This is a genomic window from Ruegeria sp. AA3 (assembly GCF_056542905.1).
Genome location: NZ_JBQGAQ010000001.1, coordinates 65,689 through 85,346, shown reverse-complemented (window position 1 = coordinate 85,346; position 19,658 = coordinate 65,689). Strand labels below are relative to the sequence as shown.

General features: G+C 58.2%; 20 protein-coding genes. 12 read left to right on the top strand and 8 right to left on the bottom strand.

What is annotated here, in order from left to right; genetic code table 11:
* The first annotated feature begins 31 nt into the window (after positions 1-31).
* A complete protein-coding gene (xseA, locus tag ACR0JR_RS00480) occupies positions 32-1,516 on the top strand; it encodes an exodeoxyribonuclease VII large subunit (protein WP_480454618.1) in 1,485 nt (494 codons plus the stop codon).
* A gap of 3 nt (positions 1,517-1,519) precedes the next feature.
* The gene (locus ACR0JR_RS00475) at positions 1,520-2,167 is read left to right on the top strand and encodes a glutathione S-transferase family protein (RefSeq protein ID WP_170469247.1); all 648 of its coding nucleotides are present in this window, start codon (positions 1,520-1,522) and stop codon (positions 2,165-2,167) included.
* A 2-nt stretch (positions 2,168-2,169) separates the two neighbouring features.
* Here the strand turns inward: ACR0JR_RS00475 and ACR0JR_RS00470 are convergent, their stop codons facing one another.
* On the bottom strand, positions 2,170-2,565 hold the full coding sequence (locus tag ACR0JR_RS00470) for a hypothetical protein (protein ID WP_029621749.1): 396 nt from the start codon (positions 2,563-2,565) through the stop codon (positions 2,170-2,172).
* Positions 2,566-2,706: 141 nt separating this feature from the next.
* On the opposite strand from ACR0JR_RS00470, the gene ACR0JR_RS00465 reads away from it, so the two are divergent.
* The 5 genes from ACR0JR_RS00465 (at position 2,707) to ACR0JR_RS00445 (ending at position 6,933) form a co-directional block, all read left to right on the top strand.
* Complete coding sequence (locus tag ACR0JR_RS00465) at positions 2,707-3,345, top strand: lysoplasmalogenase (protein WP_480454617.1); 639 nt, start codon at positions 2,707-2,709, stop codon at positions 3,343-3,345.
* A 58-nt stretch (positions 3,346-3,403) separates the two neighbouring features.
* Positions 3,404-4,543 (top strand): signal recognition particle-docking protein FtsY, encoded by a 1,140-nt coding sequence (ftsY, locus tag ACR0JR_RS00460; RefSeq protein WP_480454616.1) that lies wholly within the window; start codon positions 3,404-3,406, stop codon positions 4,541-4,543.
* A gap of 88 nt (positions 4,544-4,631) precedes the next feature.
* Positions 4,632-5,534 carry an EamA family transporter gene (locus tag ACR0JR_RS00455; RefSeq protein ID WP_480454615.1) on the top strand — a complete coding sequence of 301 codons (903 nt, stop codon included), beginning with the start codon at positions 4,632-4,634 and terminating at the stop codon, positions 5,532-5,534.
* Positions 5,535-5,550: 16 nt separating this feature from the next.
* The gene (locus ACR0JR_RS00450; protein WP_480454614.1) at positions 5,551-6,153 is read left to right on the top strand and encodes an inner membrane-spanning protein YciB; all 603 of its coding nucleotides are present in this window, start codon (positions 5,551-5,553) and stop codon (positions 6,151-6,153) included.
* Between the two features lie 111 nt (positions 6,154-6,264).
* Entirely contained in the window at positions 6,265-6,933 is a 669-nt protein-coding gene (locus ACR0JR_RS00445; RefSeq protein ID WP_010439221.1) for a Crp/Fnr family transcriptional regulator, read from the top strand.
* Between the two features lie 232 nt (positions 6,934-7,165).
* On the opposite strand, the gene ACR0JR_RS00440 is transcribed toward ACR0JR_RS00445, so the two are convergent.
* The 6 genes from ACR0JR_RS00440 to rpiA form a co-directional block, all read right to left on the bottom strand.
* The gene (locus ACR0JR_RS00440) at positions 7,166-8,614 is read right to left on the bottom strand and encodes a Do family serine endopeptidase (RefSeq protein WP_480455171.1); all 1,449 of its coding nucleotides are present in this window, start codon (positions 8,612-8,614) and stop codon (positions 7,166-7,168) included.
* A gap of 176 nt (positions 8,615-8,790) precedes the next feature.
* Positions 8,791-8,985: a DUF2065 domain-containing protein gene (locus ACR0JR_RS00435; RefSeq protein WP_010439218.1), complete on the bottom strand. Its 195-nt coding sequence runs from the start codon at positions 8,983-8,985 to the stop codon at positions 8,791-8,793.
* Positions 8,985-9,881, bottom strand: coding sequence for a protease modulator HflC (gene hflC, locus ACR0JR_RS00430; RefSeq protein ID WP_010439217.1), 897 nt, complete (start codon positions 9,879-9,881; stop codon positions 8,985-8,987). The genes ACR0JR_RS00435 and hflC overlap by 1 nt, the downstream gene beginning before the upstream one ends.
* The gene (gene hflK / locus ACR0JR_RS00425) at positions 9,881-11,023 is read right to left on the bottom strand and encodes an FtsH protease activity modulator HflK (protein WP_319546894.1); all 1,143 of its coding nucleotides are present in this window, start codon (positions 11,021-11,023) and stop codon (positions 9,881-9,883) included. Before hflK ends, hflC begins: the two co-directional genes overlap by 1 nt.
* A gap of 72 nt (positions 11,024-11,095) precedes the next feature.
* Positions 11,096-12,454, bottom strand: a complete 1,359-nt coding sequence (gene gor, locus ACR0JR_RS00420; RefSeq protein ID WP_480454613.1) for a glutathione-disulfide reductase — start codon at positions 12,452-12,454, stop codon at positions 11,096-11,098.
* Between the two features lie 130 nt (positions 12,455-12,584).
* A complete protein-coding gene (gene rpiA, locus ACR0JR_RS00415) occupies positions 12,585-13,370 on the bottom strand; it encodes a ribose-5-phosphate isomerase RpiA (protein WP_010439210.1) in 786 nt (261 codons plus the stop codon).
* 167 nt (positions 13,371-13,537) lie between these two features.
* On the opposite strand from rpiA, the gene ACR0JR_RS00410 reads away from it, so the two are divergent.
* From ACR0JR_RS00410 to ACR0JR_RS00395, 4 genes are read left to right on the top strand one after another with little or no spacing between them, the layout of a single operon-like run.
* Complete coding sequence (locus ACR0JR_RS00410) at positions 13,538-14,239, top strand: glutathione S-transferase family protein (RefSeq protein WP_010439208.1); 702 nt, start codon at positions 13,538-13,540, stop codon at positions 14,237-14,239.
* 1 nt (position 14,240) lies between these two features.
* Complete coding sequence (locus ACR0JR_RS00405; protein WP_010439206.1) at positions 14,241-15,614, top strand: L-serine ammonia-lyase; 1,374 nt, start codon at positions 14,241-14,243, stop codon at positions 15,612-15,614.
* A 26-nt stretch (positions 15,615-15,640) separates the two neighbouring features.
* A complete protein-coding gene (locus ACR0JR_RS00400) occupies positions 15,641-16,057 on the top strand; it encodes a GFA family protein (RefSeq protein ID WP_480454611.1) in 417 nt (138 codons plus the stop codon).
* Positions 16,058-16,102: 45 nt separating this feature from the next.
* Positions 16,103-17,017: a DMT family transporter gene (locus tag ACR0JR_RS00395; protein WP_319546890.1), complete on the top strand. Its 915-nt coding sequence runs from the start codon at positions 16,103-16,105 to the stop codon at positions 17,015-17,017.
* On the opposite strand, the gene ACR0JR_RS00390 is transcribed toward ACR0JR_RS00395, so the two are convergent.
* Positions 16,962-17,669 (bottom strand): thiamine diphosphokinase, encoded by a 708-nt coding sequence (locus ACR0JR_RS00390; protein WP_480454610.1) that lies wholly within the window; start codon positions 17,667-17,669, stop codon positions 16,962-16,964. The genes ACR0JR_RS00395 and ACR0JR_RS00390 overlap by 56 nt on opposite strands.
* Before the next feature lie 120 nt (positions 17,670-17,789).
* On the opposite strand from ACR0JR_RS00390, the gene ACR0JR_RS00385 reads away from it, so the two are divergent.
* The gene (locus tag ACR0JR_RS00385; RefSeq protein ID WP_480454609.1) at positions 17,790-19,487 is read left to right on the top strand and encodes a hypothetical protein; all 1,698 of its coding nucleotides are present in this window, start codon (positions 17,790-17,792) and stop codon (positions 19,485-19,487) included.
* The last annotated feature ends 171 nt before the right edge of the window (positions 19,488-19,658 follow it).

Sequence of the window (19,658 nt, the reverse complement as noted above, 5' to 3'; positions counted from 1 at the left end):
GCTGCGCAGAGATTTGACACAAGGCGCTGAAATGTCCGACCTGCTTGATGACCCGTTTCCGGGCCAAAACACCCCCGAATACACCGTCTCGGACATCTCGGGTGAGGTGAAGCGCACGCTCGAAGGCACGTTTGGCCGAATCCGTGTACGCGGCGAGGTCGGGCGGGTGTTCAAGGCGCGCTCAGGGCATCTCTATTACGACATTAAGGACGACCGGAATGTTCTGGCATGCACCACGTGGAAAGGGCAGATATCAGGTTTGTCGGTTGTTCCCGAGGAAGGTCTTGAAGTTGTCGTCACCGGACGTCTCACAGCTTTCGGAGCCCAGTCGAAATACAATCTGAACGTCGATGAGGTCGCCGTCGCCGGCCAAGGCGCACTAATGGCATTGCTGGAAAAGCGCAAGAAACAGCTCGAAGCCGAAGGCCTGTTTGCGCCCGAACGCAAGAAACCGCTGCCCTACCTGCCCCAAATCATCGGCGTTGTCACTTCGCCCTCCGGTGCGGTGATCCGAGACATCTTGCATCGGCTGCGCGATCGTTTCCCGCGCAAAGTACTGATCTGGCCCGTCGCGGTTCAGGGGGCAAACTGCGCCCCTGAAGTGACCCGCGCCATCGAAGGCTTCAATCAACTCACACCGGGCGGGGCCCTCCCGCGACCCGACCTGATTATCGTCGCGCGCGGGGGCGGATCAATCGAGGACCTCTGGGGCTTCAACGAAGAAAGCGTCGCGCGCGCGACTGCAGCGTCAGAAATCCCGTTGATCTCGGCCGTGGGGCACGAGACCGACACCACCCTGATCGACTATGTCTCGGACCGCCGCGCGCCCACGCCAACCGCCGCTGCCGAACTTGCCGTACCGGTCCGCATGGAACTGCTGGCGTGGACCGGAGAACAAGGCGCCCGCCTTTCGCGCGCCTCCACAGATGCTGTGCAACGCCGCAGCCAGCGTCTGCGCGACCTGTCTCGAGCCCTGCCCCGCCCCGATACGCTGCTGGAAAGCCCGCGCCAAAGGCTCGACCAAATCTCGGAACGCCTGCCCAACGCGCTGATCCGGGGTGTTCAGAACCGTCGCGTCAAACTGCTCGATAGCGCGGCCCGTCTGCGCCCCTCGACCCTGCGCAGTTTCGTCGAAACCCGCCGAGACCGCTGGCGCAATCTGTCTTCGCGCTTGTCTCTGCGCCCGATCCAGCGCGAGCTGGAAACACGGCGCGATACCCTCAACCGACTGAGCGATCGCCTGAACGCCGCGCAATCCACGCGGCTGGACCGCCTACGCCAGCAAATGGAGGCCACCGACCGCCTGCGCGAAACGCTGAGCTACAAGGCGACGCTCGGGCGTGGCTACGCCGTCGTGCGCGCCGACGGGGAAGTCATCACAACCAAAGCACAGGCCGCCGGTCACACGGCACTTGAGATCGAGTTCACCGATGGTCGCCTCCAAACCGGAACACAGGGCAAAGCATCGACCAAAAAACCCAAACAGGCACCGCCTGATCAGGGATCGTTGTTCTGATCCATGCTGACGATCTGGGGCCGTAAAACATCATCCAATGTTCAGGCGCTCATGTGGTGTGTCGGCGAACTCGATCTGGAATACCAGCGCCACGATCTGGGTCATCGCTTTGGCGGATTGGACAGCGCGGCGTTTCAGGCCCTGAACCCAAACCGAACGATTCCGGTTCTAAGAGATGGTGACGGCGCACCGCTCTGGGAGACCGGTGCCATCCTGCGGTATCTTGCTACCAGATATGGGAACGAAACTTTCTGGCCATCAGATCCCATACAGCGCGCACAGATCGACAAATGGGCGGAATGGGCAAAACTAAACGTCGCAATGGCGTTTACCGTCCCGGTATTCTGGCAAGTGGTTCGCACCCCTGCAAAACAGCGGGACGATCAGACAATCCGACAGGCTGTCATCGATCTGGAGTTCAAGCTCACCATAGCGGATACTCTGCTTGCCGACTCACCATATCTGGCGGGCGATACGTTCACATTGGCCGATATCCAATTCGGCCACGTGCTCTACCGCTACTACGATATCGAAATAAACCGCGCGACGCTCCCGCATCTTAGCAGATACTACGACACGTTAACCGAAAGACCTGCATATAAAAGACATGTCATGATTGGCTACGAAGAGCTAAGGCCACCCGACGCTTGACATCAGACCCCGACATCTGGCCCGTAGCACAGCATCTCTTCGCCAATATCCTCAGCCTCGTAAAGCTCCGTCGCAGTCGGATCACCTTCGAATTGCGCGATCAGCCCGCCGCCAAACTCCGTGAACACCCAGCATTGCGGCGCCAGCTGATCCTCATAGATAAAGCAGATTTGATCTTCCTGCTCGTACCAGACCCCTTCCATGCATTTGCCATCCAGAAATGACCAGATCACACGACGATTAGGAAGATACCGCTCGACCCCATAGGCTTGCCCACCGAACCCGTAAAACAAGGTCTTCCCACGGGTATACGCATCGAACTCAGTCGCAGTCAGAGGCGACTGCGCCGCAACGGAATGCGCCACGAAGGTCAGCAGAATCATAATAGCTCTGAACATGTCTTCAGTCTGTCAGATGCTGCTACCGAGTACCATTCAACCTTTCCGGCTCTGCCAAATCGGCAAGATAACTCAACGTCACGCCTTGATGCACCGCGGTGATCACGGCGATGATTGCCTCAAAAACATCGGGGATGCACCATGACGACACTTCTGTTTTGGATCGCGGGGGCCTGCGCGCTGGCCTACCTGCCACTAACCCCGCGCCCTGCCAGCGCCCTGCGCAGCACGCTGAAAACAGCGTCGGTCGCCCTGCTGGCCGGAATCGCCCTACTGGCAAATGCACCATGGCTTCTGATCCTTGCGCTCACCCTCTGCGCCATCGGGGATGCCCTTCTGTCACGCGAAACCGACAGCACATTCATGGCAGGCATCGGCACATTTGCGGTTGGCCATCTGGCTTATATTGTTCTGTTCCTGACCCATCCCGATAGCAACCTGGAACTGATCTTCGACCACCCCGCGACCTTCTGGTCCCTGATCATTCTTGGCATCGTTATGGCCACGCTGATCGCTCCCCGCGCCGGAGACCTCAAGATCCCCGTCCTCGCCTATATCCCGATCATCCTGGGCATGGGCATAACCGTTCTGTCCCTTCCTGATACTGGTGTATTACGCTGGGCCTTGCCCGCCGCGATGGCCTTCATCGCCTCGGACCTGACCCTTGCGACTGAAAAGTTTCTGCTGCCCGCCAAGCACCCGGCCCTGAAGCTTACGCCCTATCTGGTCTGGCCGCTCTATTGGGGGGCGCAGGCCGGGTTTCTGATCGCCTTCACCTGACCCTTTGCAACTGCCTTCAATCCGCATTAGGTGAGGGGAACACCTGCGGAGACCAAAAATGGCGTTTTTCTCAAAGCTCAAGGACAAGCTGTTCAAATCCTCATCGCGCCTCGAAGAAGGGCTGGATGCGATTGTCGAGGATGGCGGCGAGGAAACCCCAAATCCTGATCCGGTAATCCCTGAACCAGAGCCCGAACCGCAACCGGTTCCCGAAGTTCCGGAACCCACGCCCACGCCGCAACCGGTCGAGCCCCCCGCTCCGATCCCAACTGATCCTACACCGGCACCTCCACCCCCAGAGGTTCCAGAATCCAGGGGTTTGATGGGTCGCCTTTTCGGCCGAAATGAATCCAAGACCGTCGTCCGCCGCACGCTGGACGACGACATGCTGGAACAGCTCGAAGAGCTTCTGATCGCCTCGGACATGGGCGTCGACACTGCGCTGCGTGTTACGTCCAACATGGCCGAGGGGCGCTTTGGCCGCAAACTCTCGACCCAGGAAATCAAAGAGCTGCTGGCGCAGGAAGTCGCGCGTGTGATGGACCCTGTGGCCAAACCAATGCCAATCTATCCCAAGCGCCCACAAGTGGTGTTGGTCGTAGGCGTGAACGGCTCGGGCAAAACCACAACCATCGGCAAGCTTGCCAGCCAGTTCAAAGCCGCAGGCAAAAAGGTCGTCATCGCCGCCGGAGACACCTTCCGCGCCGCCGCCGTCGAGCAGTTGCAGGTCTGGGGAGACCGCGCAGGCGTCCCGGTGCTGACCGCGCCCGAAGGCTCAGACCCCGCTTCGTTGGCCTTCGATGCCCTGACCAAAGCGCAAAACGAAGGTGCCGACTTGCTGATGATCGACACTGCAGGTCGCCTGCAAAACCGCGCTGACCTGATGGAGGAACTGGCCAAGATCGTCCGCGTCATCCGCAAGGTCGACGACACCGCGCCGCACAACACGCTGCTGGTACTGGACGCCACCACCGGCCAGAACGCCCTTAGCCAGGTCGAAACCTTCCGCAACCTCGCCGATGTCTCGGGCCTCGTGATGACCAAGCTCGATGGCACAGCCAAAGGCGGCGTATTGGTCGCCCTCGCCGACAAGTTCGGTCTGCCGATCCACGCGATTGGCGTCGGTGAGCAGATTGACGACCTCGCCCCCTTCGACCCCGAAGAATTCGCCGCCGCCCTCACCGGCCTGCAAACCTGATCCGCCCCTTCATCTGGCCAAATATACCTTCGGGGGGCGTGGGGGGCAGACAGCCCCCCAATCTCTCCGCCCAAGCGAAAGCCCCGATTTGAGCGACTGGCTAATCTCCCTCGAAGGCACCGAAGCAGGCCACCACCTCGCCCTCGCCCTCGCGCTGATGGCGGCCTTCCTGCATGCGGTCTTCGGTGCATTGCAAAAGGGCCGCCACGATCCGTGGATGTCGCGTGGGGCGATCGATGCCTGCTATTGCCTTATGGCGATGCCCTTCGCTTTTTTCGTCGTCCCGTGGCCCGAACCATATATGTGGCCCATCTTTGGCGTCGTTTGGGTGATCCATATCGGCTACAAGGTCCTGCAGGCGATGGCCTATTCCAAAGGCTCCTATACGGTTGTCTATCCGGTCGTGCGTGGCACTGGTCCGCTCTTTGCCGTAATCGGGGCCTATATTCTGTTTGGCGAGACGTTCACAGGTGTTCAATGGCTGGGTGTGGCCACTTTGCTGGCAGGTATCTTCGGACTCGCCGCCTATAACCTGCGCTATCTTGAGACCAATCGAGACACGCTACATATCGCGCTGGTACTGGCGCTTGCCACTGGCCTCTTTGTCGCGCTCTATACGACCTATGACGCCTACGGCATACGCGCCACAGCCGACCCGTTCACCTTCCTCGCGTGGTTCTTCATGATCGACGGAGCCGCCATGCCGATTTATGCCGCGCTTCGATACCGTGCCATGCTTCACCGCCCGGCACTCGGCCCCCTGATGCTGCGCGGCATTGTCGGCGGTTTCGTCGCACCGCTGTCTTTTGGTGCGGTCATGTTGGCCACGCGGCTCGACAAGGTCGGAGAAGCCGCCGTCCTGCGCGAAACCTCAACCGTCTTCGCCGCGCTCATCGGGTGGCTGGTGCTTAAAGAAACCGTCGGCCCCAGACGCATCGCGTTAATGGCATTGATTGCACTCGGCGCCGTAATAGTTGAAATGGGCGGGTAAGCAGCAGGTTGGAATCATGGCAGAGAAAAAAGACATCAACCCTTTCCTCAAACAGGTACTGGAACTTGGGCCTCCGCTTGCCTTCTTTTTCATCTACCTGCGCCTGCGTGATGACAATTTCGTGATCGGCGGCACCGAGTATTCGGGCTTTATCGTCGCCACCATCCTGTTTGTGCCTCTGATGCTGGCAGCCATGGGCATCCTCTGGTACCTGACCGGCAAGCTCAGCCGCATGCAGATTTTCACTGCGTTCATGGTGATTTTCTTCGGTGGCCTTACCGCCTGGTTCAATGACGAGCGGTTTTTCAAAATGAAAACAACGCTGGTCTATGGCTTCTTTTCCGCCATCCTTGGGATCGGTCTTTTGCAGAGAAAGTCCTACCTGGCTTACGTTCTGGACGAAATGCTGCCCATGCGTGACGAAGGCTGGATGATCCTGACGCGCCGACTGTGTGCCTGTTTTGCGGTGCTTGCGGTCGCCAATGAACTTGTCTGGAGAACAATGTCGACCGACCTTTGGGTCAAGATCGAAACCTTCGGCTTTCCCATCGCGCTGATGGCGTTCCTGATGATGCAGTTCAGCATGCTGCAACGCTATATGGATGACCCGGATCAGTAACCGGTCGGATCACTCAGCGTTAATATCTGATGAATTTTCTTGGCTTAGAACGCAAGCTGTGGAAAGCTGGGGCACCACCCGCACCACTCAACTCTGGAGACAATCGCCCGCATGATGGCTTTCCCCAATAGCGGATTCCTATCCGAAGCCTCTGAAGAGCTGCGCACAATGCTGGCGGCCCAGGCCACAGAATTGACGCTCGACCGGGGCGATGTACTGTTCGAACAAGGCGACCCAGGAGAGGCGCTTTATGCTATCTTGTCCGGCAAGCTCGAGGTATCCTTTTTGGCCATGAGCGGGCGTAAACTGTCGCTAAGGCTGATGCGCGCTGGCGAAGTGTTCGGCGAGATTGCTCTGTTCGACAGCGGTCCCCGGACCGCCACTGTCACCGCAGCAGAGCCTGCCAAAGTCCTTCGCGTTCGACACAAGGATGTCATGGAACAGATCCGAAAGAACCCCGATCTCGCGGTCGACTTGATCCGCCTCGCAGGGGTGCGCATGCGTTGGATGGGCGATCAGTTGAACGAGCAGGTGTTCCTGCCAATGCCGATAAGACTGGCGCGCAAGCTGTTGCATTTGGCAGGTCAACAAGACACACCGACGGCTCGGATTACGCTGTCACAAAGCGAACTGGCTGAATTCGTCGGTGCAACGCGTGAAGCGGTGTCAAAAACCATATCGACTTGGAAGCGCGACAATGTGGTCGAAGCCTCGCGTGGAGGTCTGCAAATCCACGATTTCGACGCACTACGGCAACTTGCCGAATCTGATCTGATCTAAAGTTGCACGGATGTGATCCGCTTCACATACGCGGCATCAAGATTGCCCTAAGGTCAATCCTGTTACCGTAGGAGGTCGGTTTTATCATCCCCGATATCTGTCCACCGACCTCTCCCTGTACAAGAGCCATATGCCTTCCCCGGCATATGGCTTCTTTCTTAAGAAAGTATGAATAAATGAAGAAAGGCCGGGATATTCACCCGGCCTTCACAAATTTTGATTGGAATGCTGTTTACGGTTCCAGGCTCAGCGCCACAAAGCGAGGCTCTCCCCCACGCCGTACCAACAGCAACAGCGATTTGCGCCCAGCCTCTCGCGCCTCTTCCATACGGGCCTCAAGATCAGCAATTGAAGTCACCTTTTGCTGCCCCGCCTCGGTGATCAGATCGCCGGTGCGCAGGCCTTTCTCAAAGGCTTCCGAAGCTTCATCCACATTGGTGACCAACAGGCCCTCGGCATCGGCATCCAGCCCCAATTCCTCGCGCTGGCTGTCGCCCAACGGAGCGATGGTCAGACCCAGAATGTCTTTATCCTCTTCCGCCGGTGCTTCGATTTCTGGCTCATCACCTTCTTCGGCGCGCTCGGCATCTTCACGGCGCCCCAGCGTCACCAGCACGGTTTGCGTGCCGCCGTCACGATGCACAACGACGCGCACGGATTTACCTACCGTGGTCTCACCCACCTGCCGTACAAGGCCGCGCGTGTCTTCGACCTCGACACCATCGAAACTGATGATCACATCTCCGGCCAACAGACCGGCTTCTTTGGCCGGGCCGTCCGGGACATCGCTGATCAGCGCGCCGCCGGGTTTGTCCAGACCCATTGCCTCGGCCATATCCTCGGTCACGTCCTGAATGCGCACGCCCAGCCAGCCGCGGCGGGTTTCACCAAACTCGCGCAACTGATCGACAACCTTGATCACCACGTTCGAGGCCATCGAGAACCCGATCCCGATCGAGCCGCCATTGGGCGACAGGATCGCTGTGTTCACACCGATCACTTCGCCATTCATGTTGAACAACGGACCGCCCGAATTCCCTCGGTTGATCGCCGCGTCTGTCTGGATATAGTCGTCATACGACCCGCTCAGCGCCCTGTTTCGCGCCGACACGATCCCGGCCGAGACCGAAAATCCCTGCCCAAGCGGATTGCCCATCGCAATCACCCAATCCCCGACGCGCGCTGTATCGCTGTCACCGAATTGGACATATTTCAACGGCCCTTCGGCTTCGACTTTCAGCAGCGCGATATCGGTTTTTTCGTCCCTGCCGATCACCTTAGCAACCAGCTCTTCTGCAGGCTGACCATCACCAGGAAAGAACTCGACCAGAATTTCATCGGCTTCGGCGATGACGTGGTTGTTGGTGACGATATACCCGTCTTCCGAAATCACGAAGCCCGATCCCAGCGCGTTGCTGCGGCGCGGGCGGTTTTCGTCATCCCCGCCATTGCGGTCCTGAAACTCGCGGAAAAAATCCTCGAACGGAGAACCTTCGGGCACGATCCCCTGCGGACCGGTCTGACCTTCGATCAGGGTCGAGGTGGTAATATTGACCACCGCGGGGCTGATCTTTTCAGCAAGCGGTGCCAGACTGTCACCGCGCGACTGCGCGGCCACTGACTGTGCAAGAACCAGCAGCATCCCCAAAAAGGCCAGCCACATAAGCCGCATCATTACCATAACATCGTCCCGCCGGACGGACACACTGCGCGCTTTCGCCTGCACTTGGGGTCTCCTTGTCGACACTTCTTTTGCGGGCAACCAAAGATCACCCTTCTTAGCAACCAATGTAGTCAGTTTGGCCAAGCCCGCAACTCGGGATCGCGGGGAAATCACCGGTGCGTGAAACCATCGCATCAAAAACCGACCTGATATGCGCCCCACAACAGGATCAAACCGCTGACGACACATAGCAATCCAGCCAAACGCCGCGCCTGTTCAGGCAGAGTTCTCAGCGCCTCAAGCATGCGCTCAATAAGCGAAGGGGCCAGCGCATATGCCAGCCCCTCAACGATCAACACCAGCCCAAAGGCCAGAAGGATCATACCCATTACTCGGAAGCCGCAGCGGCGGGCGCCCGACGTCCAGTCGGCGAAGCAAGGTAGTTGAAAAACTCTGAATCCGGGCTCAGGATCAACGAACTGTTGCCGCCTTGTAGGGCGTTCTCGTAAGCTGTCAGAGAGCGATAGAATTCAAAGAATTCCGGGTCTGCGCCATAAGCTTCGGCAAAGATCGAGTTCCGTTCGGCATCCGCTTCACCGCGAATGATTTCGGCCTCGCGATTAGCGTCGGAGACCAGCTCGACCACGGTACGATCTGCCTGCGCGCGCACGCGCTGCGCTGCCTCGTTACCACGGGCGCGCTCGTCGGTTGCTTCGCGTTCACGTTCGGCCTTCATCCGGTCAAACGTCGCTTCGAGGTTCGCCTGCGGCAGATCGGTGGCTTTCAGACGCACGTCGATCACGTTAACGCCCAGCGCCTGCGCTTCGGCAATCGCACTGTTGCGGATTCGCAGCATCAGCGCAGCACGGTCCGAGCTGAGAATATCACGGGACGATACCGAACCCAGAACCTCACGCGTTTCAGCGCGCAGGATACGGTCAAGGCGATCCTCGGCAACCGGGATGCCACCGACACCGACAGCCTGACGGAACTGGTTCAGGTCCGAAATCCGGTAGCGCGCGAAGGCGTCAACCACCAGACGACGATCGTCCAAAGGCGTTACCTCTAGAGGCTGCACATCGATCGACAGGATGCGGTCATCATAGCGCACCACTTCCTGAATCAGCGGGATTTTGAATGCCAAGCCCGGTTCTTCCTTCACTGCAACAACTCGGCCAAATTGCAGAACCAACGCGCGCTCGCGTTCATCCACGATGAAGATCGAGGATAGGATGCCGACGATCGCGACGAATACGATCGGCAGAATAATTGTCGATTTACGCATCAGTTGCTCTCCCCTGCAGGGCTACGGCGCAGTTCATTCAGTGGCAGATACGGGACGACGCCCTGCCCTGATCCTGTCGAGTTTTCATCCAGAATTATCTTGTCAACATCGCCCAGAACCTGCTCCATCCGCTCCAGGTACAGACGTTTGCGGGTTACATCCGGCGCTTTGGAGTACTCTTCCAAAACCGCACTGAAACGACTGGCCTCACCCATTGCGCTGTTGATCTGCTGGGCACGATAGGCTTCAGCCTCTTCCAGAACCTGAGCGGCTTCACCCCGCGCTTCGGCAAGAACACGATTGGCATAAGCATCCGCCACGTTCTGCAACCGGTCACGTTCCTGCGCGGCGGCCTGAACATCACGGAACGCGGCAATCACGTCCTGCGGTGGGTCGGCCTTGTCGAAGTTCACACGCACGATGTTCACACCTGAATCGTAGCTGTCCATTGTCGCCTGAATCAGTTCCTGCAAACGGTCGGCAATAATGCCACGATCCCGGTTCAGGATTGGTGCAAGCTCGCTTTGCGCGATGATCTCACGCATGGCCGATTCCGAAACAGCACGGATCGTTTGGCGCGGATCGCGGAGGTTGAACAGATATTTGGCCGGATCGTTAATGTTCCAGACGACCTGATAGTCGATATCGACCACATTCTCGTCCCCGGTCAGCATCAGACCATCGTCGCTGCCGCGGGCACCACCCATGTCTTCGTTTTGTTCGCGGGTGACCGGAATCACTTCTGCGGTGACAAGAGGCCAAGGCGCGAAATTCAGACCTGGATTTCCAACAGCCGAGAATTCGCCCAGAAACAGCTCAACAGACTGTTCTTCGGGTTTAACGGTGTAGAAGCTTGCCGCAGCCCAGAGGCCTGCTGCCACCAGCACACCAATTGCAATTGTACCCTTGGTAAACGCCGGACCACCACCGCCGCCCGAACCATTTGTACCACGGCCACCGCCGCCGCGACCGCCCATGAGGACGCGCAGCTGCTCCTGGCCTTTTTTCATCAGCTCGTCGATCTCGGGGATCTGCGGGCCGTCGCCTTCGGGGGGCTTGCGCCCGTCCCCGTTGTTACCCCGATTTCCTCCGCCTCCGGATGAGCCTCCGCCCCCCCAGGGGCCGCCGCTGTTGCCCGCCATATGTATCTTTTCCCTTATATTGGACCGTGTGATCACAGGTTCCCTTGTAACGTGTGTGCGCGCGCTTGCAAATCAAGCCGTGCGCACAGGTTGCCGCATTGTCACCAGTTCTTCGGCCATGACTGGGTGAACTGCAACAGTGCGGTCGAAATCTTCTTTGGTAGCCCCCATCTTCACGGCAATTCCAGCCAGTTGGATCATCTCGCCCGCGCCCGGAGCCACAATGTGACAGCCTAGCACCTTACGCGTCGCCTGAGACACGATCAGCTTCATCAGAACCTTCTGCGAGCCACCTGCAAATGACTTCTGCATTGGTTTGAACGAAGTCGTGTAAACCTCGATTGATTCCTGCGCAGCCGCCTCTTCTTCGCTGAGGCCTACAGTGCCCATTTCTGGCTGCGTGAAGATCGCGGTTGGGATCAGTTCGTGGTCCACCGGGGTCGGGTTGCCCTTGAAAACCGTCTCAACAAAGGCCATGCCCTCGCGGATCGCAACCGGAGTCAGGTTCACCCGATCCGTCACGTCGCCAATGGCGTAGATTGATGGCACGCCGGTCTGGCTGTATTCATCTACGATGATCTCGCCCTTGCGGCCGCGTTCGACACCCAGCGCCTCGAGCCCAAGATCATCTGCATTGGGTGCGCGGCCGGTGGCATACATCACCACATCGAACTGATCTTCACTGCCATCGGTGGCTTTGACACGGATCTTGTCGCCAGCTTTGGTCATTTCGACCACGTTGGTTTCCAGACGCACATCAATGCCGTTCTGGCGCATCTCGTCGCAGATCAGGCCGCGCGCTTCTTCGTCGAAGCCGCGCAAAATCTGAGGTCCACGATAGAACTGGGTAGTCTTCACCCCTAATCCGTTCATGATGCCGGCAAACTCACTTGCGATATAGCCGCCACCCACAATCAGGATGTTTTCGGGTAATTTTTCCAGATGGAATATCTCGTTTGAGGTGATCGCCAGATCCGAGCCGGGAAACTCGGGCACAACCGGACGCCCACCCGTGGCGATCAGGATGTGCTTGGCGGTCTTGCGCGTCCCGTCAGCCAGTTCAACCGTATGCGGATCGACCACACTGGCCCTCTGATCAAAGCTTTCGACACCGTTGTTTTTAAGGATGTTGCGATAGACGCCCTCCAAACGGTCCAACTCAGTCACCAACTTGCCATGGAATAAGTTCCAGTCGAACTCACCGGGCCGAATATCCCAACCGAATGCCTGAGCATCTCCGACCATCCCAGAAAATTCGCTGGCAAAAACCATCAACTTTTTGGGCACACAGCCGCGGATCACGCAGGTTCCGCCGTAACGATCCTCTTCTGCCAGCGCCACTTTGGCACCGGTCTCACCCGCAGCTACACGCGCCGCGCGTACACCACCCGAGCCACCTCCGATGACGAACAGATCATAGTCAAAGCTCATACATGCGTTCCTTTGCTTGCCGCGTGGCTAAAATTCAGTGGATATCTGGGCGCAAAATTCAAACTGCCAACCCCTGAGCGCTGAAATATCAAGATTTCATCAGATACCTGCCGCGCTATCTGACCCGACCTTAATCCGCCAGATCGGAGAACAGGTTGTCCCCACCCTCGCCCAGCATGTTGGTCAGCACAGTGCCTTCATTGAGGTCGCGCAGTTCAACGCGCCCGTCACCATGGCCGACGATTACTTTGTCGCAAATATCGATGAAGAGTCCGTTCTCGACTACGCCGGGGATCTGGTTCATCACCAGCGCCAACTGCCGCGCATTTCCGATCCGTTTGAGGTGCAGGTCCAAGATGTGATTGCCCTCATCCGTGACCTTGGGGGCCTCGCCATTCATCCGCAAAGTAACCGACGTGCCCAGCACATCCATCGTGTCCAGCGCCTCTTCGATCAGCGTGCGGGTGGTCTGCCAGCCGAATGGGATCACCTCAACCGGCAAGGGGAACGCGCCTAGCGTCTCGACCTCTTTGCCGGCATCGGCGATCACCACCATCTGGTCACTGGCCGTGGCCACGATCTTTTCCTGCAGCAGCGCAGCACCGCCGCCCTTGATCAGATTGAATTCACCATCAAATTCATCCGCGCCGTCTATGGTCAGGTCCAACCATCCAGCCTGATCCAGCGAGATAACCTCGATCCCCTCTTCCCGCGCCAATTGCGCGGTTGCGGTCGAGGTCGGAACGCCTTTGATGGACAGACCTTCGTCGCGCACCCTCTCGCCTAGACGGCGGACCAGCCACGCGGCGGTCGACCCGGTCCCCAGGCCCACGCGCATTCCACTTTGGACAAGATCGGCGGCACGGCAGGCCGCAACATATTTCGCTTTGTCGATGGGCGACAAATCCTTGATCATGGCAGCTTCCCCTCAGAATATTGACGGACTTATAGGGAATGCCCCGCGCAACTGCGAGAGGCAATTCACTCGATCGCAGCGCTAACTTAACACTTAACGACGAGTTTCCTATAGGAAACGTCGTAATCGATCACTATACTGGTCGCCAGACACTCTAGAAAGACGTCATGGAATCGACTTATCGCCTTCACTATGCCCCCGACAATGCCTCGCTGATAATCCGATTGGCATTGGAAGAGATGGGCTTAACGTATGAGACGGCGCTGGTCGATCGCACACGTAACGCACAAGACAGTGCCGCTTATCGGGCACTGAATCCCAATGGGCTGATTCCCGTATTGGAAACACCACAAGGGCCAATTTTCGAGACTGCCGCAATCCTGTTGTGGCTGGCCGACACGCACCGACAGATGGCCCCCGCTCCCGAAAGCGCCGATCGGGCGGCGTTTCTGAAATGGCTGTTCTTTGCTTCAAACACATTGCATGCCGACCTGCGCATCCTGTTCTACGCTGAGAAATACATCGACGCAGCACAGGCTGAAGCGTTGCGTGCCGGTATTCGCCCCAGATTGCGCCAGCATCTGAAGCGGCTGGATGATTTGGCCCAAGACGCGCCCGATTGGTTCAACACGCAGGTGCCCTCGGCCCTGACCGTCTATGTCGCCTGCATGATGCGCTGGATGGCGCTTTATCCCGCCAAGGCTGACCGCAGTTGGTATCAACTGGCCGACACACCCTATTTGCAAAAGATACTGCATCAACTCGAATTTCGCCCGGCAACCCGATCGGTCATCGCTGCCGAGGGTTTGGGGGCGACGCCGTTCACATCTCCAACCTACGCCACCCCTCCAGAAGGCTCAGCTACCTGACATGTTTCTCTCAGTTTTCGATATGTTCAAAGTGGGCATTGGCCCATCGTCGTCACACACCATGGGCCCTATGGTCGCCGCCGCACGGTTTCTTGATCTGATGCGTGCATCACCGTTTGAATTTGCGGGGTTGCGCGGTTCCCTGCATGGGTCACTTGCTTTCACCGGCGTCGGCCACGCGACTGACCGCGCTACGATCCTTGGTCTCGCCGGGTTCGTGCCCGACACGTATGACAACGATAAGGCCGAGGCCGCGCTGACGCAGATTTCCGATACGCATACGGTGACCCCAGAAGGATTGCCTACGCTAAGCTTCGATCCTAAGGCCGATCTGATATTTGACTACGACAACAATCTGCCCGGCCACGCCAACGGCATGATCCTGATGGCCACCGACGCACAAGGCGATGTCATATTGCGTCAGGTCTACTATTCCATTGGTGGCGGCTTTGTCCTGACCGAAGAAGAACTGGCCGAAGGCAAGGCAACCGACGAAGGTGCGCCTGTGCCCTTCCCGTTCAAATCCGCGGCGGAAATGCTGCAGATGGCCAAGGACAACGGCAAAAGCATCGCTCAGATGAAGCGCGAAAATGAAATCGCGCGCGGTTGCGCGGATAGCTTTGCCAAAGGCACGGCACGTCTTTGGCAGGTCATGAATGACTGTATCGAGCGCGGCTTGAAAACCGATGGCATCCTGCCCGGTGGCCTTAGCGTGCGCCGCCGCGCCAAGGGGATCCACGATGCCCTACTGGCGGAACGCGGCATGAACCTGAACGCGCCGCATACGATCAACGACTGGATGAGCGTCTATGCGATGGCCGTTAACGAAGAAAACGCCGCCGGTGGGCAAGTCGTCACCGCACCTACCAACGGCGCGGCAGGCGTGCTGCCTTCAGTCTTGCGTTATTACCTCGATCATGTCCCCGGCGCGTCCGAAAGCCATGTCGAGGATTTCCTGCTCACAGCGGCCGCCATCGGCGGTCTGGTCAAGTTCAACGCATCGATCTCGGGCGCCGAGGCGGGCTGTCAGGCAGAGGTCGGAAGTGCCTCGGCCATGGCTGCCGCCGGCATGTGCGCTGTGATGGGTGGTACGCCCGAGCAGGTGGAAAACGCCGCCGAGATCGCGCTCGAACATCACCTCGGCATGACATGCGACCCAGTCGCGGGCTTGGTGCAGGTGCCTTGTATCGAACGCAATGGCCTTGGCGCGATCAAGGCCGTTTCTGCAGCGTCACTCGCGCTGCGCGGTGACGGTAAGCACTTCATGCCCCTGGACGCGGCCATTGAAACTATGCGCCAGACCGGCGAGGATATGCACGCGAAGTACAAGGAAACCTCATTGGGCGGGCTGGCCGTCAACGTGCCGAACTGCTGATCTGACAGCAAGAAAGAGCGGGTGACATGCGCGGACATTGCCTATGCGGCAAGATCGGATACGAGGTTGACCCTCCGGTTCTGTCCTGTGTCACCTGCCATTGCGATAGCTGCCGTCGCCAATGCGCGGCCCCGATGACCACCTATTTCGGGGTGCGCGACGGCAATTGGCGCTGGACTGGTGAACAGCCGAAAAGGTTTAACTCTTCTCCCGGGGTCGAGCGCAGTTTTTGCCCGAGTTGCGGTACGCCTATATCCTTTCGGTCTACCGTGATGTCGAATGTGATGCACCTCTATGTGGCGACGCTAGAAAATCCTGAGGCGCTAATCCCGACTCTGCATGTCGCGCACGAGGAAAAGCTAAGCTGGCTTCAACTCAATGACGGCCTGCCCACCTGCATTGGCCCGGATTATACGAAAGTCCAACCCCTATCCGATACCTGAGATCAGAGCTTCCCCCTTTGATGCGAAAACGCTAGCGTCGCGCACATGACTCAGGATCGTCCCGTTTTTGGCATCGTATTGATGCTCGGCTTTTGCGTGCTCGCTCCGCTTGGTGACGGGATGGCGAAGCTGTTGGGCGAAACCATTGCTCTGGGTTTGTTGGTTCTGGTGCGGTTCGGCGTGCAAGCGATGATCCTGATCCCGCTCATCGCTGTGACCGGCAAGCCATGGCGGATGACACCAAGGGTCCTGCGTCTGACGATGGTCCGTACGCTACTGCACATTGTTGGAATCGCGGCGATGTTTACAGCGCTGCAATATATGCCGCTGGCCGATACTGTCGCCATTGCTTTTGTGATGCCGTTTATCATGCTGCTGCTGGGCAAGTACGTTCTTGGCGAACAAGTCGGCCCGCGCCGCCTGATTGCCTGTGTCGTGGGTTTCATCGGCACTTTGCTCGTCATCCAACCTAGCTTTGCGCAGGTTGGTGCTCCTGCGTTACTGCCTTTGATCGTCGCCGTGGTCTTTGCCCTGTTCATGCTGGTCACACGCCAGATCGCCAAAGAAACAGACCCGGTTGCGCTGCAAGCGGTATCGGGGGCTATGGCGACATCACTCTTGTTGCCGATAGTCTATGTGGGCTCTCAGGCTGGCCTGCCCGCCATGTCATTGACGATGCCGAAGGGTGAAACGCTTTGGCTGCTGCTGGGCATCGGCGTGCTGGGCACTGTAGCACATCTTCTGATGACGTGGTCGCTGCGCTATGCACCGTCCGCGACCCTCGCCCCGATGCAATATCTTGAAATTCCTGTTGCCACCCTGATCGGCTGGTTGATTTTCCACGACCTGCCCAACGGGCTGGCGGCGATCGGCATCGGCATCACCATCTCCGCGGGGCTTTATGTCATCCTGCACGAGCGGGCCAATGCCCGGTCTGGCCCGACAGAAACGCCTGCATGACCTGATCCAACGCGGTGCGCGGCAGGATCGCCAGCAAACCAGGCGCGTCCACCTCAAGTGCAATTGCACCCAGCGCCCGGTTCGAGGTTCCGACCCGCCCGTCCGGTTCAAGCACCAAATCGTTGATCGGCCATTCAAGCCCATCGCTGCGCCCGGTCACCCGTCGCAAAGGGAACAGAGAAACGGTATCTCCGGCAGTCAATTCCAGCCGGATCTGGGGAGGCGTGTGAAACACTATCTCGCGTGCCCCTAACAGGATACAGGGCCGGTCCTGCAAACGAACGAGCGTATTGAACGCGACCAACTGATGATCAACCCGAGCGCCCAGAAATCCCGCTGCCAGGACGACCGGGGCACTGACATTTCGAAGGGCTTTGTCGAAATCGGTGCTGTTCTGTTCGGATATTGGATGCAACCGATCAGCCGGTATCTGCGCGCGATGGCTGGATGAAAGCGAATCGAAATCGCCGATCACCGCATCCGGAATTCGCCCCGAATCAATCAACGCGGCAGCGCCCCCATCCGCTGCAACAGCGCTTTTGACGCGATTCAGGACCAGACTCACATCTTCAGATGTGATTTCCCCCCCGCCAAACAGACCGATTGGCATTTCAGCCTGAACAATCACCACAGATTCCACAAGATTGACCATAATTCCCGGTTTTGGACATAATGAAACCACAAAATGGTAGCTTCATGACTAGAGTTTCGAGTCGATTGCTGCTGCTGTGTCTGGCGATCGGCCTGGTAGTTTGTAAAGGACATGCGTCTGATGGTACAGAACAACAAGGTACTTACCGTTTCCTACGGAACCTTTTCATGCACGCTCGAAGGCTTCGACGATTCATTTGAAACGATGAAAGCCATAGCCGAGTATTTCCGGGATCTCGCGGCGGACGACCGCTATTTTGGTTCTGAGCCCCCTCAGCCCGATGCCGAGATGCTGACCCGCATCGCCCAGCGCGATGTCGCACGAAAGGTAGAAGCCAGTCAGAACGACACCGGTCTGCTGCTACGCGCGACCGAGACCGACGCCCCTGCAGTACCGACCCCCGCTGCAGTCGCGAGCACGCCTGAGCCTGCACCTGTTCAGACCACCGATGTCGTTCCCCCCGCCCCTGCGCCCGTCGCGGCACATTCCGCTCCTGCGGCGGATAGTATTGCGGCCAAACTCCAGCGCATCCGGGCTGTGGTTTCGCATTCCGAAGAAGTCTCCCCCGGCTATTCAGAGGACGAAGACTCCAGCTATCTTCAGCCTGTGAAGCCAAAGGTTGATGCCATCTCTGCCGCCTTTGAAGCAGGCGCATTGGATCCCGCCGACTTGCAGGAAACAGAAGAAGATACCTTCCCTGCGCCCGAGCCCGAGCTGACTGCCGAACCGGAACACGTCGAAGAGTTAGCCGAAGCACAGGCCGACGAGGCGGCTCATGTTACGGAACCAGAAAGCTCAGATGAATTGGTTGAAGAGACCTCAAATGAAACGGTTGAGGAGACCTCCGACGATCTAAGTGCATTGGTCGCTACCGCGGAATCGGCGAATGAAGCTGAAGAAATCGAAGCGTCGGAACCTGCCACAGCTGATGTAACGGAAAACGATGTTCTGTTTTCTGATCTGGATGATGAGGCCCCCGAAGTCGAGGAAGAAAACCCATCAAACATTCTAGGCGATGAATCCAGCAGCGTTGCCGTTGAGGCATTGACCGGAATCGAGCACGGCATCATCTCGGTCGAGGAAGAAGCGCTTTTGTTGGATGAGATCGCGCTTGTTGAATCCGAACTCGAAGCAATTTCTGAAGCCGATGTGCCCAGTATTTCCGGACCAGATGAGGACGTCTCGCGCCTAATGGACGAAGCAGATGTTCAGCTGGACGATCCCGCTACTAGCGATCAGCGTGAAACCTACTCGCACTTGCGCGCTGCGGTCGCCGCGACCGAGGCCGAACGCGAAGCCGTAGGCGACAAGACAAAGACACCCGAAGATGATTTTCGCGGCGATCTGGCCTCAGTCGTCAATCCACGTCGTCCCGCGGTTGAAGTCACCAGCCAGCGCCCGACCCCAGAATCGGCCGCCCCTTTGAAGCTGGTTGCCGAACAGCGCATCGATACCGAGAATGCCGATACGGGCCCCGTTACGCCGCGCCGGATCACTTCGGCTGACGAAGACACGGGCGAAGAAGAAGGCGGATTTGCCACTTTCGCACAGGAGCAGGGCGCCCAGTCGCTGCCTGATCTGCTTGAAGCTGCAGCTGCCTATCTGTCCTTTATCGAAGGTCAAGAGCAGTTCTCGCGCCCGCAACTTATGAACAAGGTCCGCTCGCTTAAGCAAGATGCGTTTAATCGCGAAGAAAGCCTGCGCTCCTTCGGTCAGTTGCTTCGCGATGGCAAGATCGAGAAAGCTGGAGGTGGTCGATTCGCTGCCTCAACCGACATCGGCTTCCGCCCCAATGACAACGAACGCGCTGCGGGCTAGGTCCCAGCGAATCCATTACCCCCCTCGAGTCGTAGTAGGGCCAGAGGATACTCTGGCCCTAATTCTTTTAATAGCGCGGCTTCGGTGCGACCAACCAGATTAGAATAATAAGGCCAACGCCACGTAGGGGCCGGTCAGGATCAGATCGATCACTTCACGTCCATCTTGAAA